At 67.1% G+C, this 15129-nt stretch carries 10 protein-coding genes and 1 tRNA gene; 4 read left to right on the top strand and 7 right to left on the bottom strand.

Annotated features, from left to right (window positions below):
- Positions 1-27: 27 nt before the first annotated feature.
- From leuA to ACOGI4_RS11930, 3 genes are all read right to left on the bottom strand, one after another.
- Positions 28-1743, bottom strand: a complete 1716-nt coding sequence (gene leuA / locus ACOGI4_RS11940; RefSeq protein WP_419841887.1) for a 2-isopropylmalate synthase — start codon at positions 1741-1743, stop codon at positions 28-30.
- A 251-nt stretch (positions 1744-1994) separates the two neighbouring features.
- Positions 1995-4100 (bottom strand): polyphosphate kinase 1, encoded by a 2106-nt coding sequence (ppk1, locus tag ACOGI4_RS11935; protein ID WP_419841886.1) that lies wholly within the window; start codon positions 4098-4100, stop codon positions 1995-1997.
- A gap of 144 nt (positions 4101-4244) precedes the next feature.
- Positions 4245-5723 carry an acetyl-CoA acetyltransferase gene (locus ACOGI4_RS11930; RefSeq protein WP_419841885.1) on the bottom strand — a complete coding sequence of 493 codons (1479 nt, stop codon included), beginning with the start codon at positions 5721-5723 and terminating at the stop codon, positions 4245-4247.
- Between the two features lie 179 nt (positions 5724-5902).
- Between ACOGI4_RS11930 and ACOGI4_RS11925 the strand changes: the two genes are divergently transcribed.
- Together ACOGI4_RS11925 and ACOGI4_RS11920 are read left to right on the top strand one after the other, a co-directional pair.
- Positions 5903-6586 (top strand): J domain-containing protein, encoded by a 684-nt coding sequence (locus ACOGI4_RS11925; RefSeq protein ID WP_419841884.1) that lies wholly within the window; start codon positions 5903-5905, stop codon positions 6584-6586.
- Positions 6587-6889: 303 nt separating this feature from the next.
- The gene (locus ACOGI4_RS11920) at positions 6890-9226 is read left to right on the top strand and encodes a hypothetical protein (protein ID WP_419841883.1); all 2337 of its coding nucleotides are present in this window, start codon (positions 6890-6892) and stop codon (positions 9224-9226) included.
- A 49-nt stretch (positions 9227-9275) separates the two neighbouring features.
- Here the strand turns inward: ACOGI4_RS11920 and ACOGI4_RS11915 are convergent, their stop codons facing one another.
- Genes ACOGI4_RS11915 through ACOGI4_RS11905 form a run of 3 tightly spaced genes read right to left on the bottom strand, consistent with a single transcriptional unit; the run spans position 9276 to position 12001 of the window.
- Positions 9276-10130: a VOC family protein gene (locus ACOGI4_RS11915; RefSeq protein ID WP_419841882.1), complete on the bottom strand. Its 855-nt coding sequence runs from the start codon at positions 10128-10130 to the stop codon at positions 9276-9278.
- Positions 10131-10155: 25 nt separating this feature from the next.
- A complete protein-coding gene (locus tag ACOGI4_RS11910) occupies positions 10156-10914 on the bottom strand; it encodes an SDR family NAD(P)-dependent oxidoreductase (protein WP_419841881.1) in 759 nt (252 codons plus the stop codon).
- Between the two features lie 22 nt (positions 10915-10936).
- Positions 10937-12001, bottom strand: coding sequence for an LLM class F420-dependent oxidoreductase (locus ACOGI4_RS11905; protein WP_419841880.1), 1065 nt, complete (start codon positions 11999-12001; stop codon positions 10937-10939).
- A gap of 232 nt (positions 12002-12233) precedes the next feature.
- Here ACOGI4_RS11905 and ACOGI4_RS11900 point away from each other — a divergent pair, with 232 nt between their 5' ends.
- A complete protein-coding gene (locus ACOGI4_RS11900; RefSeq protein WP_419841879.1) occupies positions 12234-13610 on the top strand; it encodes a TrpB-like pyridoxal phosphate-dependent enzyme in 1377 nt (458 codons plus the stop codon).
- A gap of 39 nt (positions 13611-13649) precedes the next feature.
- Here ACOGI4_RS11900 and ACOGI4_RS11895 read toward each other — a convergent pair whose 3' ends face one another.
- Positions 13650-14975: a cytochrome P450 gene (locus tag ACOGI4_RS11895; protein ID WP_419841878.1), complete on the bottom strand. Its 1326-nt coding sequence runs from the start codon at positions 14973-14975 to the stop codon at positions 13650-13652.
- 65 nt (positions 14976-15040) lie between these two features.
- Here ACOGI4_RS11895 and ACOGI4_RS11890 point away from each other — a divergent pair.
- Positions 15041-15114, top strand: a tRNA-Val gene (locus ACOGI4_RS11890).
- The last annotated feature ends 15 nt before the right edge of the window (positions 15115-15129 follow it).

Here is a 15129-nt window from a genome sequence, read left to right as displayed (position 1 = left end):
CGCCTCCGGCGAAGCTGACGAGCGGGCTCAGCGCGCCGGCACCTCTTCGTGTGAGCGGTTGATCGCCGACAGCAGCGCTCGGAAGCTGGCCGTGACGATGTTCGGGTGCAGCCCGACGCCCCAGAACACGTCGCGAGACGGGGTCTCGATCTCCACGTAGGCGGCGGCGGCGGCGTCCGCGCCTGCGCCCACGGCGTGCTCGTGGTAATCGACGAGGCTGACCTCGACGCCGAGCGCGTCGACCAGAGCGCTCTTGAAGGCAGACAGCGGCCCGTTGCCTCGACCCTTGGCCCGCACCTCGCCGTCGGGACCGGCAATGGTGGCCTCGACTTCGGACTCGTCGGACGACTCCGAGTCGAAGTAGCTGCGGTGGCCGACATAGGAGTACGGCGACTCCGCATGCAGGTACGTCTCGTCGAAGGTCTTCTTGATGGCCTCGGGCAGGATCTCGCCGCCTTCGTCGGTGATGGCCTGGATCACGCCGCTGAACTCGATCTGGAGCCGCCGCGGCAGGTCGAGGCCGAAGCTGTTCTTCATCACGTAGGCCACGCCGCCCTTGCCGGACTGGCTGTTCACGCGGATGACGTCCTGGTAGGTGCGGCCGACGTGCGCCGGGTCGATCGGCAGGTAGGGAACCTCCCAGAAGTCGTAGTCGTCGGCCAGCGCTTCGAAGCCCTTCTTGATGGCGTCCTGGTGGCTGCCGCTGAATGCGGTGTACACCAGATCGCCGCCGTAGGGATGACGTGGGTGTACCGGCAGCTGGTTGCAGTACTCCGCGATGCGGCGCAGATGGTCGATGTGGCTGATGTCCAGCTCGGGGTCGACGCCTTGGCTGAACAGGTTCATCGCCAGCGTGACGATGTCGACATTGCCGGTGCGTTCGCCGTTGCCGAACAGCGTGCCCTCCACTCGATCGGCACCCGCCATCACGCCGAACTCCGCTGCCGCCACGCCGCAGCCGCGGTCGTTGTGCGGGTGCAGCGACAGCACCACAGCGTCGCGTGCTTCGACGTTGCGATGGAAGTACTCGATGAGGTCGCCGTAGGTGTTGGGTGTCGCCATCTCCACCGTCGCCGGCAGGTTCAAGATGATCGGGTCCTCGGCGGTGGCGCCCCACTCGGCGCGCACCGCGTTGCAGATGTCCAGCGCGACGCCGATCTCGGTGCCGGTGAACGACTCCGGTGAGTACTGGAAGCGGATTGCGCCGCCGACATGGCGCTGCGCCAGCTCCTTGCACTGTCGGGTGCCGGTGACGGCGATGTCGGCGATGCCGTCGATGCCCAGCCGGTACACCACTCGCCGCTGCAGCTCCGAGGTCGGGTTGTACAGGTGAACGATGGCCTTGTTGGCGCCGGCGATCGCCTCGTAGGTGCGTTCGATCAGCTCCGGTCGGCTCTGGGTGAGCACCTGAATCCACACGTCGTCGGGCACCAGATCCTGCTCCACGAGCTTGCGGCAGAACTCGAAGTCCGGCGCCGATGCCGACGGGAAGCCGACTTCGATCTCCTTGAAGCCCATCTCCACCAGTGCCTCGAACATCCGCCGCTTGCGCGTCACGTCCATCGGGTCGATGAGGGCTTGGTTTCCGTCGCGCAGATCCACCGAGCACCACAGCGGCGCCTCGGTGATGTGCCGGTCGGGCCAGGTGCGGTCCGGAAGGTGCGCCGCGAATGCGTACGTGCCGTACAGGTGGAACGGCATCGAGCTGGGCTGCTGAGCGCTGATGCGCTTGACGTCTGCCATGGAAGCCTCCTGAGAGTGCGGGCAGAGGATTGCGTGAGGGTCGGGAATGCGGGCTGGGGATGGGGGAGCTGGGGGCAGGCCAACAAAAAACCTCCTGGCCAGAGGCGCAGGAGGCAGGGCGAGGACCGGAGCGGTCCCCGCCTAGGCGAGAAGGAGCAGCCCGAATGCGGGATGCGGTGTGGTGTGCGTCGAGACGCGAATCACAACAGCGATCTTAGCAAGAGCAACTGCACGTCGCGGCGAGCACTCGGCTAGCGGTCGCGCCGCTCGGCGTGCAGCGCCAGCATCAGCTCGTGGAGATCGTTCCCGGGGTGACGGGTCCACGTGCCGTCGCTGCCGAGTTCCCAGCGGGCAATTTCGTCGGCGAGGTACATGTCGGTGAGCCTGCGGAGCTCGCCGACGAGTGCAGGCGATTCCACCGGCGCCAACGCCTCGACGCGATAGCGCAGATTGCGCGGCATGGCGTCGGCCGAGCCGAGCAGGATCGTGAAGCCCCGGTCCGACGTCCCGAAGCGGTACACCCTGCTGTGCTCCAAGAAACGGCCGACGATGCTGCGCACGGTGATGTTCTCGCTCATGGCCTCTACGCCGGGGACCAGACAGCAGATGCCGCGGACCACCAGATCGACGCGACAGCCCCGCTGCGACGCCACGTACAGGGCATCGATGACTTCGGTGTCCACGATGGCGTTCATCTTCATGAAGATGTGCCCGTCAGGCTCGGCCGCCTCCGCCTCGATGTGCTCGACGAGCGACTGGCCGAGGCTGTGCGGCGCAACAGCCAGCTTGCGGTAGTCGGTCTTGCGGCTGTAGCCGGTGAGCGAGTTGAACAGCCCCGCTACGTCGGCTGCGAAGTCACGGTCTGCGGTGAAGAGTCCGAAGTCCTCATAGATGCGCGCGGTGTCGGCATTGAAGTTGCCGGTGCCGATGAAGCAGTAGTGGGCGATGCCGCGCGGCTCGCGCCTCACCACCATGGCCAGCTTGCAGTGGGTCTTGAGCCCGACCACGCCGTAGGCGACATGGACGCCCGCGCGTTCGAGAATCCGGGCCCATTCGATGTTGGCGTGTTCGTCGAAGCGCGCCTTGAGCTCGACGACGACGACGACTTGCTTGCCGCGTTCAGCGGCCCGGATCAGCGAGTCCACCAAGCGGGTCCGCTCGGAGGTCCGGTACATCGTCATCTTGATGGCGAGCGCCTCGGGGTCGTCCGCAGCCTGACGGATGAAGGCATCCAGGCTGGTCGTGAATGACTCGTACGGCAGATGCACCAGGACGTCTTCGCGCCTGAGGACACCGAAGACGTCGATGCCGGTCTCGGCATCGTCTGCGGTTCCCGCCCGGCGCCCGGTGCCGCCTGCGAGCAGCGCGCTGTCCTCGGTCGAGGCTCGTAACGGCAGGGGGGTTCTCGGGTTGTGCGGCGGCGTCTTCAGGTCGTCCCGGTCGATGCTGTACAGCTCGGCCAAGTCCGCCAGCCCGAGCAGCCCCGCCGAGGTGTAGACGTCGTCGTGGGTCAGCTTCAGCTCGCGTGTCAGCAGGTCCAGCGCCTCGTCGGCCAAATCCGGTGCGGCTTCGATCCGCACCGCGCCGCCGAAGCGTCGCCGGCGCAGCTCGAGCTCCAAGTGCTTGAGCAAGTCGTCGGTCTCGGTGTCGTCGATGTCGAGGTCTGCATCGCGTGTGACTCGGAACATGCTGTGACTCAGCAGATGCACGCCCGGAAACAGATCGCCGAGGTGGCCGGCGATCACCGACTCCAGCGGGACAAAACGGTGCTCGTCGGGCAGGCGCAGGAATCGCGGCAGGATCGGCGGCACCTTGACACGGGCGAACGACGGTCCGTTCTGGGAGCGCTGCACGAACACGGCGAGGTTCAGTGACAGGTCCGAGATGTAGGGGAACGGGTGAGCCGGATCGACAGCGAGGGGGGTCAGCACCGGAAAGACCTGTTCGCTGAAGCACTCCGCGATCCACGCGCGATGCGCGGCATCGAGCTCCTCGGGCCGGACGAACGAGATTCCCTCCGCAGCCAGTGCCGGACGCAGCTCGTGCTCGAACAGCGACGAGGCTGAGCCGAGCTGATCGGCAGCCGCCGCTCTGATCTGCTTGAGCTGTGCGCGCGCAGTCAGCCCGTCGGCGCCGGCTGTGCGCACTCCGGCTGCGACCGAATCGAGCACCGTGGGAACTCGGACTTGGAAGAACTCGTCGAGATTGGATGCGTGGATCGCGACGAACTTGACGCGCTCGAGCAGCGGCAGCCTTCGGTCGTGCGCAAGAGCGAGGACGCGATGGTTGAAGTCCAGCCAGGACAGCTCTCGATTGAGATAGCGCTGAGATGTTCGGACCCCGCTGGCGTCGGACATGACGGCTCAGGCCCCAATGTGGTCGACGCATGGGACGAGGGGAGTGGCCGACGCAGGGGCCGTGGGGCAAGGCACCTTGCGCTGTCAAGCGTACGCGAACGGCATGGCTCTCGCCGGCGACAGCGCAGCCGGGCGATGCCCAGTTCAGCCCGACGCGAATTCGAAGGAGTCGTTGACGACGATGCCGGCACCGACGAACTCGGATTGCTGCATCTCGTCCATCAGCGACGGATCGCTGCTGCGTGCCCATTGGCGGCCACTGGGTGTGCGCACCGCGGCCAACGCTGCTTCGGGCGCCTCGCGGCCATGCATGACGGTGTATGCCTCTACCGTGGCGCGTCCGGTGTAGCCGGCATCGAGCTCGACGGAGCTGAGCCGGTCGATGTCGCGTTGGCAGTCCTCGTGGCGAAAGCCGTGCTGAGGCGGCGTCGTCGAGTAGATGCCGAACGCGTGCTTGGTGAGGTAGCCGCCGTTTGCGGAGCACAGGCCGATGCTGCCGGGGTGCTCGCGCAGCTTGCCCGCCATGGTGGCGATCGAATGGCTGACGTAGTTGTTCAGTGGGCCTCCGGCGAACGTGAGACCGCCGGTGACCGTCAGCTCGCGCTCGAGGCCGAGGCCCAGTTCTGTCGCCGAGACCTGCACGGCCGACGGGAAACAGGAGTATAGGTCCACGTACTCGATGTCGTCGGCTGCAACTCCGGCCAGTTCCATTGCTCGACGACCGGCTACGCGAATGGCAGGCGAGCTGTGCAGGTTGTCGCGATTGGACACGTGATCGGTGTCGCGGCCGTCGGTGCCGGCATGCGGGAACACCCAGCGGTCGGCAGGCACCCCCGCGGCGGTCGCTGTCTCAGCCGAGCACATGATGAGCGCCGCTGCGAGGTCCAGGTCCCAGTTGGAGTTCATGCACTTCGTGTACGGGAAGCCGACGAGCCGATTCGTCGGGCTCGGCTCGCGTATCTCCTGCGCGGTCATCGGCGTGCGAACCCAGGCGTACGGGTTGGCGACAGCGGCCCGATTGAAGGACTCCCACATGGCCGCAATGCGGTCGCGATGCCCGTCGACGGTCTCGCCCCGCGAAGCCCGAAATGCAGATTCGAACAGCGGGTACACGTTGATCGGGTCGCGCAGACCGCGCTCGATCTCCACCTCGTTGTTCATGACGACGTCGACGCCCAGCAGCTCGTCGGGGGCTTTGTCGGTCTGGCCGGTGTACGGGATGCGCTGGCCTGCGCGGCGGGCACGCCGACGACTCCATATGCCCTCGGCCCCGACGATGAGCACGACATCGGCCTGCCCGGCTGCAATGCGATTGCAGGCCATGTTCACCAGCGTCTGCGGAACGTGGCCGCCGTCGGTGGACAATCCGGTCCTCGCAGCGATGCCGAAGCGCTCATTGAGCAACGCGGCAGGGTCCGAATACGGCCAAGCACCCTTCACGACCCACGTGTGGGTGGCTCGCTTGGCCAAGCCCGGCGCCGCGGCGTCGGCCAAGGCGGCGTTGAGCGCTTCGGCCATCATGGCGACCGGTTCGAGCGCTTCGACGGGCACCTCGGGGCGCTGTTTGAACTGTCCGGCACCCACAAGCACCGGAGTGCGAGGATCGACGTTGGCGCTGGTCATGGCTGGCACCTCGTTGCTGGCACTTCATGGCTGGCGGTTCACGGCTGGCGGGTGAGGGCGGTACGGCCGCGTCTTCTGCGCATGCCTCGGCGGACGGGACGCAATGCGACGATAGCGACCACCGGCGCAGCGCACCGAAGACGGGCACGCCAGTAGCGTCGCGTGCGGGAGGCCTGCCGATGGCCCAGTTGCCCGACCACTACTTGGCGCTCGGCGTGCGTCCCGATGCCGATGTGGCGGAGATTCGGCGAGCGTGGATCCGCGCTGCCCGCGCAAATCACCCGGATCGGCGCGGCAACACCAGCGCGGAGCAGACCGAGCGCGCAGATCGGCGTATGCGAGCGGTCAATGAGGCATGGCGAGTGCTGGGGAGCGCGGAGTCGCGCCGCACCTACGACCGTGTGCGTGCGCAGACTGCCCAGTCGGCGCCATCAGCAGCACGCACCGCGGGACAGGCGCCGGCCGGCGGCGTTGCCACAAACGAACCTGGGGGACCTGGCGGTTTCGTGGTGCGCCATCGCAGTGCGGCACTGGTCGTGCGGGTGCTGCCGTGGCTAGCCATCGCCGTGGTGGGGCTGGTGATCTTCGTGGCCAGTGCGTACATGACGGCGAGTAATGGCGCCGATCAGTCCCCGGTGGCGGCGTTCGAGGTGGGCGAGTGTTTTTGGACGACACCTGACGGCGCACTGGCGACGGTGCCTTGCGACTGGCCCCAGAACGACGGCGTGCTCGACCAGATCATCACGATGTCACCCAGCCACCGGTGTCGCCACCCCGCTGCCGAGGCGCACGCAGCGCCGATCGCCGGGCGCCGGCTCTGCTTGGTTCCCGTTGACCGATGGGTGCCACCCGCGTCGTCATGAGCAGAGGCGGTGCGCCGGCGGCAGTGGAGCGGTCTTGTCACGACGGATTGGCCGCCGGGCGTGTCATTGGTGCGGTGCCGTGAGGTACGTGGCGTGTATCCGGCAGCGGTTGGAGCGCGTGCGGGGCCCGTGTGTCGGGTGACTGGGTGATGGGACAGGGTAGTCTCGGCGCACATTCCTGCCGGATGGGAGCTGTGTCGATGCCGGGTTGTAGTCGCACTGTGCGTTGTGTGAGCCGTTCCCGCGGGGGGGGGTCGGAGCGTAGTTGAGCGGCCGCGTGCCGCTGGTGGTGGGCGTGGGGGTGTGTTGTGGGGTTTGGTGGGGGTGGTGGTGTTGGCGGTGTCGGTGGTAGTTGTGGTGCCGTCGGGTGTGTCCGGTCAGGGTTCGGTGCCTGCGAAGCCTGCCGGGTTCGTGGCGGTCGGTGTGGTGGGGGGACTCGGGATGTATTGGCATGATCCGGGGGACAGCACGATTACGAAGTATCAGTATGTGACGGGTAGCATTTGGACTTTGGTGAATCGTTCGACGAACTGGACGGACCTGCCGGGGGCGGATGCGTCGTCGACGGAGGCGACGCTGTTGTCGCCGTCGTTCACGCGCCAGACGTATGTGAAGATTAGGGCGGTGAACGCGAACGGGCCGGGCCCGCAGTCTAATGTGAGCTCAGGGACGCCGGCGAGTTCGGTGATTACGGTGACAGTGTCGCCGGCGAAGGTGACCGAAGGCAATTCGGGGGAGACTGACGTGACGGTGACGGTGAGGCTGCCGGCGGCGGCCCCGGCGGGCGGCACGACGGTGGCGATTGAGCGCCGGTCGGTGACGGCGCCGGCGACCGCGAAATGGAACCTAAATTACACGAAGGCGACGTCGTGTTCGGCGCCGAATCCGGCCGATGCGGATGTCTGTTGGCCGAACGGGGGCACGATCATGATCGCTGAGGGGCAGACGGAGGGCTCTTTGACGTTCGGCGTGCGCGGGGACACCACGCAGGAGACAGCGATCGAGTATCTGGTGCTGTATCCCTATGCCGGTACTTTGAGGGGCGCGGCGCGTCTGCAGATTGCGGACGACGACGGCGACAACGCTCCGACCACGACAACGACGACTACGACGACGACTGCACCGCCGACTACGACGACAACAACCACAACGCCCACGACCACCACCACCACGACAACGACGACTACGACGACCACCACCACGACTACTACGACTACGACTACTACGACCACGACATCAACATCGACGACGACCAGCACTACTACTACGACGACTACGACGACGACGGTGCCGGTGCCGGCGAAGCCGTCGGGTGTGGGGTTGCAGCGGGTTGGGACGTCTAATCGGTTGAGGGTGTCGTGGAGCGATCCGGGTGATTCGACGATTACGGGTTGGCAGTATCAGTGGCGGCCTCCGGGCGGGTCTGACAGTGGTTGGTATTCGATTGGGGGTTCGGGGGCGTCGACGACGTCGCACACGATTAGGCGGTCGGGGGGTTTGGCTGCGGGTGTGTGGCGGATGCAGGTGCGGGCGGTGAACGCGACCGGCACGGGGCCTGCGTCGGACTGGGCGAGCTTCACCGTCGGCGCCGCCGCGACCACCACTACGACTACGACGACGACCACCACTACGACGACGACCACCACGACTACAACAACGACGACCACGGCACCGCCGACTACGACTACGACGACGACATCGCCGACCACGACAACCACTACGACCACGACCACGCCGCCGACTACGACTACGACGACTGCTGCGACCACTACGACATCGCCGACTTCGACGACTGCTGCGACGACCAGCACGACGACGGCGGTGCCGCGGTCTTCGTCGGGTGGCGGCTCCGGCGGCGGTTCGGGCGGCGGCGGGGGTGGCGGCTCTGGCGGTTCGGGTGGTTCTGGTGGTGTGGTGGTGTCTGGGAGGCCGTGGCAGCCGTCGGGGGTGCGCGTCGAGTCGGGCGGCGGTGTGCTGCTGGTGTCGTGGTCGGTGCCGGGCGGCGGTGCTTGTGAGGCGTCGGGGTTCTTGGTGCGGGTCCGCGAACGGTCTCGTGGCGGCGGGTCGGGTGTGGGGCGTGTGGTGGCGGAGTCGCTGGTGCTGTCGGGCACCACGAGCTGGCTGGTGACCGGTCTCGACCCCGGGGTGAGCTACATCGCAGAAGTGCTGGCGTACAGCGCTGTGTGCTGGAGCTTCTCGCCGCCGGTGACGCGCACGTTCGCTGTCGCCGCGGCGGGCAGGCCGCCGGTTCCGCCGGGGCGTCCGTTGATGAGCCCGATGCCGGTGCAGGAGCTGAAAGTGGACACCGGCAAGCCGGGTCGGGTGACGGTCACCTGGACGAAACCCGCGGCCATGCCCGATGTGCAGCGTGATGTGCGTTGCGCGTACACCCGTGCGGGTGTGCCGCATTGGGTGAAGACCGTCCGTTACGCCTATGAGGTGCGCAATGTGACCACCGGCGAACGCGTGGGGGCGGGCGCCTTCGAGTCCGCCGGCCCCGCTCTCACTCGCACCGTGAGTCTCACCGGCCATGCGGCAGGCGCCGGTTATCGGCTGCGGGTCAGTGTCGTGGCCTATTCGGAGACTTGCAAGCGCTGGTCCGCGATACGCCGTGTCTTCTGGTGGACCAAAGCCCCATAAGCCGCCGGCCCGCTTGGCCGGAGGCACCGCCGGCCCAGTGATCGGCTGCTCAAGCGTGAGCAGTGAGCAGCAGGCGTACGCCGAGGTTGTGCTCTGGCTGAACGACGAACATTGCTTCCTGCCGTTCACCCGCCCCGCATACGTTGACGCGTTGCGCGCCGGGCACGAGGCCGGGGTCGTCGACTTCGAAATGCAGCAGCTGAAGACGTCCGGGCCGGTTGCCCATCCAGTGCGTCATGTTGGGCTCGGTGGGCTGGATCACCCTCAGGTACCACGGCCCAGAACGCAGCGTCACCCAAGTGCCGACATTGGGGTCCTTGCCTTCGTCCTCGCGTTCCATGCCGAGCGGGCCTTCGAACAGGCTGGCTGCCGCTTGGGCATCGGCGGCAAGGTGTACCACTCCGGCTAGGGCGGTGGCGCGCCGGTGTCGAGTGGGTGGCAGCGGCGGTGCGTCGGCCCAGCCGCCGCCTCCGTCCCACGCGACTTGGATGACGATGCCCCAGCTGTCCTTGGGGTGCAGGAACGCCTCTTTCCAGTCGGGATCGTCCTCGTTGACGCCGATGACCTGGTAGCCCGCAGCGGCCAGTGCCCCTATGGTGCCCCGAAAGTCGGGCGTCTTGAAGGTGAAGTGGTGTGGCCCCGGGCCGTTACGGGCCAAGTAACGGCGCAGGAAATCGCTGCCCTCGCATTCGATCGGCTCCAGGATCTCGATCTTGGTTCCGGCGTCGAAGACCATCTGGCAGAAGTAGAAGTCGTCACCTGCGTGCGACGATGGGTCGTTGTCGGGTCCTCCGATCCAACGGCCGCCGAGATCACGCCCGTAGCGGATGACGTTGTCCCACGCGCGCTCGCTGACCACTGCGACATGGTCCATCACGATGTCATCTCTCAGCGTAGTCAGCATGTCGCCACAGGCTACGCGCCGCAGCTCAGCCGAAGTTCATGGCGGCAGGGTTGCCGCCGTCCACCACGACGGTCTGGCCGGTGATGGAATCGGCTTGGCACAGCATCACGGTGGCGTTCGCGATGTCGATCGGGTTGCCGACCTGCCCGAGCAGCGCCCCTCGGCGAGCGCCTTCGGAGACTGCATCGGGCAGCCGCGCGGCCATACGGGTGCCTTCCACGAGGCCCGGTGCGACGCAGTTGACGGTGACCTCCGGTGACATGGCCACTGCCAGGCAATGCGTGAGGTGAATGAGCGCTGCCTTGGAGCAGCTGTACGCGATGCTGCTCGACGCGGGGTACAGGCCGCCCACCGACGCGATGTTCACCACTCGGCCGCCGCCGCCGGCCGTCAGCAGTCCGGCCAAGGCTCGGGTCAGCAAGTACGGGCCGCGCAGGTTGGTTTCCTGCACTCGGTCCCATGTCGATGAGTCGAGCGATTCGAGCTCTCGGAACGGGATGCCGATGTTCCATGCCGCGTTGTTGACGAGTACGTCGCAGCGCCCGTGTTCGGCCACCGCGGCGGCTGCGGCGTCGATGGATGCCTCGTCGCGTTGGTCCAGCTGCAGCACGCTGGCTTTGCGACCGGCTTCGCGCACCCGTGCTGCGCTGGCGTTGGCCCGTTCGAGATCGCCGACATAGGTGACGATCACCTCCGCGCCGGCCGCCGCAAGCGCTTGGCAGATCGCGCGCCCGATGTCGCCCGACCCGCCGGTCACGACGGCCAGCTTGTCTGACAAATCCATGTTCCGACGAGGTCCTTTCGCTTCAGCCCGAGCCCGAGGCGCGGACGAGATCGGCCATGGTCTCGAGCAGCTGCGGCGGGCCGGAAACCTGCAGCGTCGTCACCACCGTGTCATCCCAGCGCCGCAGATCCTCGGCGATCTTGTCCAGCGGCCCGATTAGCGCCACCGCCTCGACCAGCTCGAGCGGGACCGCAGCTGCTGCTTCCTGCTTGCGACCGTCGAGGTACAGCTCTTGCACTTCGTCGGCAACGTGCTGGTAGCCCATGCGGCAGAACACGTCGTAGTGGAAGTTGGCGTCGCGTGCGCCCATGCCGCCCATGTACAGGGCCAGCATGGGGCGGACACGGTTCGCCGCACGCTCGACGTCGTCGTCGGGCACGACGCTGACCGGGCACACCACCTCGAAGCCGGATGCCGCCGGAATGCGGCCGTCGGCGCCGATCAGCGGCTTGCCCGCCGTCGCGAACCCGGCATTCAGCGCGTCTGCGTAGAACTGATTGTCCTTGGGAGCGAAGAACAGCGGCAGCCAGCCTTGGCACAGCTCGGCTGCCAAGGCCACGTTGCGCGGTCCTTCCGCGCCCAAGTAGATGGGCACCTCCGCGCGCAAAGGATGCACGGTGGACTTCAGCGGTTTGCCGAGCCCCAGCCCACCTGGGTAGGGCATCTGGTAGTGGTCGCCGCTGAAGCTGACGGGCTTGTCCCGCTCCAGTACCGCCCGAACGATCTCGATGTACTCCCGGGTGCGCGCCAGCGGGCGAGGATACGGCTGGCCGTACCAGCCCTCCACGACTTGGGGACCGCTCACGCCGAGCCCCAGGATGAACCTGCCGCCGCTGAGGTGGTCCATGGTGATCGCCGCCATGGCAGCGGCGGCCGGCGTGCGCGCCGATATCTGCACGATTCCGGTGCCCAAGCCGATGCGCTCGGTGCGGCTGCCCCACCACGCCAGCGGCGTCAGCGCGTCCGAGCCGTAGGCCTCGGCTGTCCAAAATGAGTGAAAGCCGAGTCGCTCTGCGAGCAGCAGTGACTCCAGCGCATCGGGGGGCGGTCCTGCCGCCCAGTAGCCGACTCCGGTAGCGAGTTTCATGTCACGCCGCCTCGTGTGCAGTGCGGGCACCTGATCCTCGAGAACTCGAGAATCAGGGGTTACCGCAGGATGCCACATCTGGGTGCGATACTGCGGCGTCGCAGATGGCGCGAGGCCAGCTCATGGCGATGCGGCCTCTCATCGATTCTCATCACTACGGCTTCATGCCCCGAGACCGCGCCGGTCATGGCGCGCACCACGTGCCGCACAGGGCGCACAGAAGGAGCACGCAATGGGTACAGCACGCAATGACGGCCCGACCAAGGTGACGCTCGACGAATCCGCCATGCCGACCCAGTGGTACAACCTGATCCCGGACCTGCCCGCGCCGCCCCCGCCGCCGCTGCATCCGGGCACGCGTGAGCCCATCGGCCCCGACGACTTAGCGCCACTGTTCCCGATGGGCTTGATTGCCCAGGAAGTCACTGGCGAGTCCTACATCGACATCCCAGGCGAGGTACTCGACGTGTACCGCCTGTGGAGGCCGAGCCCGCTGTACCGCGCCCGCCGGCTCGAAGCAGCGCTGGACACTCCTGCCAGGATCTACTTCAAGTACGAAGGCGTCAGCCCCGCCGGCTCGCACAAGCCCAACACCGCAGTGCCCCAAGCCTTCTACAACCACGCTGAGGGAGTCACCAAGCTCACTACCGAGACGGGTGCCGGCCAGTGGGGCTCGGCGCTGGCGTTCGCATCGGCTCAGTACGGCCTTGAGTGCGAGGTGTGGCAGGTAGCCGCGTCCTACCGGCAGAAGCCGTACCGCAAGACCATGATGGAAATCTGGGGCGCTCGGGTGCATTCGAGTCCGTCCGAGGTCACCGAGTACGGCAGGTCGCTGCTGGCCGCAGACCCCGAGCATCCCGGGTCGCTGGGGGTGGCGATCTCCGAAGCGGTGGCCACCGCTGCCGCAGACCCCAACGCCCGTTACGCGCTGGGCAGCGTGCTGAATCACGTGCTGATGCATCAAACCGTGATCGGAGAGGAAGCGCTGCTGCAGCTTGCGCAGGTCGACGAAGTGCCAGACGTCATCGTGGGCTGCACCGGCGGAGGCTCGAACTTCGCGGGCCTGGCTTTTCCTTTTCTGCGGGAGAAGCTGGCGGGACGCATGAAACCGACCATTCGCTGCGTCGAGCCGGCTGCGTGCCCCACGCTCACCCGCGGCCAGTACCGCTACGACTTCGGCGACACTGCGATGATGACGCCGTTGCTGAAGATGCACACGCTCGGCCACGACTTCATCCCGCAGCCGATCCACGCTGGCGGCCTGCGCTACCACGGCATGTCGCCGCTGCTGTCGCACGTGTATGACCTCGGATTGGTGGAGGCACTGGCGCTGCCGCAGCAGGAGTGCTTCGCAGCTGCTGTGCAGTTCGCCCGCGCCGAGGGCATCGTGCCCGCGCCCGAGCCCACCCACGCCGTGGCCGCGGCACTGCGCGAAGCGCAAGCTGCCAAGCAGGCGGGCCAGCAACGCACGATTCTGACCGCGATGTGCGGACACGGCCATCTCGACCTGCCGGCCTATGAGGCCTACTTGTCGGGTGCGCTGACCGACGTCGACCTGAGCGACGAGGCGATTGCCGCTGCCATTGCAGGGGTGCCGGCGGTGAGCTGAGCGGCGCCGGCCGGCGGCTGTGTAGGCGGCCGGGGCCGACTACTCCCAGTCGAGCCAGAGCTGCTCGGGGCCGCGGAACGTGATGTTGGGGAACGTCCGGTAGTCCTGCGGCGGCAGTCTCAGCGACGGCACCCGTTGCGTGAGTATCTCCAGCGCAATGCGGGCTTCCATGCGGGCCAGGTTCGCGCCGAGGCAGAAGTGAATGCCCTTGCCGAAGCTGATGTGGCGATGCGGGTCGGGCCGAGCGATGTCGTAGGAGTCGGCGTCGAACGTGTCGGTCTCGGCGAACGCGCACGGCTCGCGGTTCGCCGCCGCGAAGTTCAAGAACACTCGCGTGCCTGCGGGCAGCTGGACGCCGCCGAGTTCGGTGTCGCGGGTGGTCACCCTCCTCCAGGCGACCTGGCTGGAGTCGAACCGCAGGGTCTCCTCTACGGCGGTGGGGATCAGCGTCGGGTCGGCGCACACCGCACTCCACTGCTCGCGTCGTGGCAGCAGGCATCGAAGCGTGTTGCACAGCAGGTTGGTGACCGGATCGTGCCCGGCGAAGGAGATCCCGTAGATGATCGACTCGACTTCCCGATAGCTGAGGCCGGTGCCGCTTCGGGGGTCAGGGTCGGCATCGTGCGCGTCCAGCAGTTCTGAGCAGAAGTCATCGGCGCGGCGGCGATGGCGCTCGGCCACGAACTCCCGGCAGTAGCGCCAGTACGCCAGCATGCCCTCGGCCATGTGCGCCTGCTCGGCGGGCGTCGGCTTGCCCCAGGCGAATGCCTTGCGGTTCACGCACCATGACTTGAGCAGCAGATCGTCCGAGGGCGGAAAGCCGATGAAGCGGAAGACGATCTCCGCCGGCAGCGGGAAGGCCACGGCTGCGACGTAATCGGCGGGCTTGGGGCCACCGAGCATCTCCTCGATGAGCTCGGTTGCCCGCGACCGCATGTAGTCCTCCAGCGTGCGCAGTCGCCGCATGGAGAATCCGCCCCGAGTGTGTACCCGGATGCGGCCGTGATCCGGCTCGGCCCGATTCGACATGACCGCCTGCGGGTCGTAGTCCGGTGCAGCGAGCACCGCGGCTGCAGCAGGTGCCAGCGGGAAGATCGGGTCCTGTACGTTCGACGACGCGTAGGTATCGGGGTCCAGGAACACCGCCTCGATGTCCGCCATGCGGGTCACCACCACGTGGCCCATCTCGGCGGCGTAGAAGACCGGATGGTCCTCGCGCAACTTGGCGGCGACGGGGTAGGGATCAGCCAGATACGCTTCGCTGAGCGGCGACCAGCTGTCGTGGACGGGACACCCCGGCGGTGCCGGTGAGAGTTCCACAGGGGCTGTGTGGTAGCTGTCTGAGCTGTCGTCGTCAGAGCTCATGGCGCCTTCCGGTCAGGGCCTGCTCGTGCTCGCCAGCGTAGAGGGGGCCTATCATCGGTGCCGACGGGCGATTGGCTCAGATGGTTAGAGCGCTGCCTTCACACGGCAGAGGTCACTGGTTCGAGTCCAGTATCGCCCACTGCGCCTCGTCGCC

The sequence above is a fragment of the Candidatus Poriferisodalis sp. genome (assembly GCF_965205175.1).
Taxonomy (GTDB): Bacteria; Actinomycetota; Acidimicrobiia; order Acidimicrobiales; family Poriferisodalaceae; genus Poriferisodalis.
This window is presented reverse-complemented; position numbering and strand designations above follow the sequence as displayed.

Excerpts from the sequence above, each read along its gene's own strand:
- leuA (WP_419841887.1), bottom strand. The coding sequence starts at position 1,743 with ATGGCAGACGTCAAGCGCATCAGCGCTCAGCAGCCCAGCTCGATGCCG.
- ppk1 (WP_419841886.1), bottom strand. The coding sequence starts at position 4,100 with ATGTCCGACGCCAGCGGGGTCCGAACATCTCAGCGCTATCTCAATCGA.
- ACOGI4_RS11930 (WP_419841885.1), bottom strand. The coding sequence starts at position 5,723 with ATGACCAGCGCCAACGTCGATCCTCGCACTCCGGTGCTTGTGGGTGCC.
- ACOGI4_RS11925 (WP_419841884.1), top strand. The coding sequence starts at position 5,903 with ATGGCCCAGTTGCCCGACCACTACTTGGCGCTCGGCGTGCGTCCCGAT.
- ACOGI4_RS11915 (WP_419841882.1), bottom strand. The coding sequence starts at position 10,130 with ATGCTGACTACGCTGAGAGATGACATCGTGATGGACCATGTCGCAGTG.
- ACOGI4_RS11910 (WP_419841881.1), bottom strand. The coding sequence starts at position 10,914 with ATGGATTTGTCAGACAAGCTGGCCGTCGTGACCGGCGGGTCGGGCGAC.
- ACOGI4_RS11905 (WP_419841880.1), bottom strand. The coding sequence starts at position 12,001 with ATGAAACTCGCTACCGGAGTCGGCTACTGGGCGGCAGGACCGCCCCCC.
- ACOGI4_RS11900 (WP_419841879.1), top strand. The coding sequence starts at position 12,234 with ATGGGTACAGCACGCAATGACGGCCCGACCAAGGTGACGCTCGACGAA.
- ACOGI4_RS11895 (WP_419841878.1), bottom strand. The coding sequence starts at position 14,975 with ATGAGCTCTGACGACGACAGCTCAGACAGCTACCACACAGCCCCTGTG.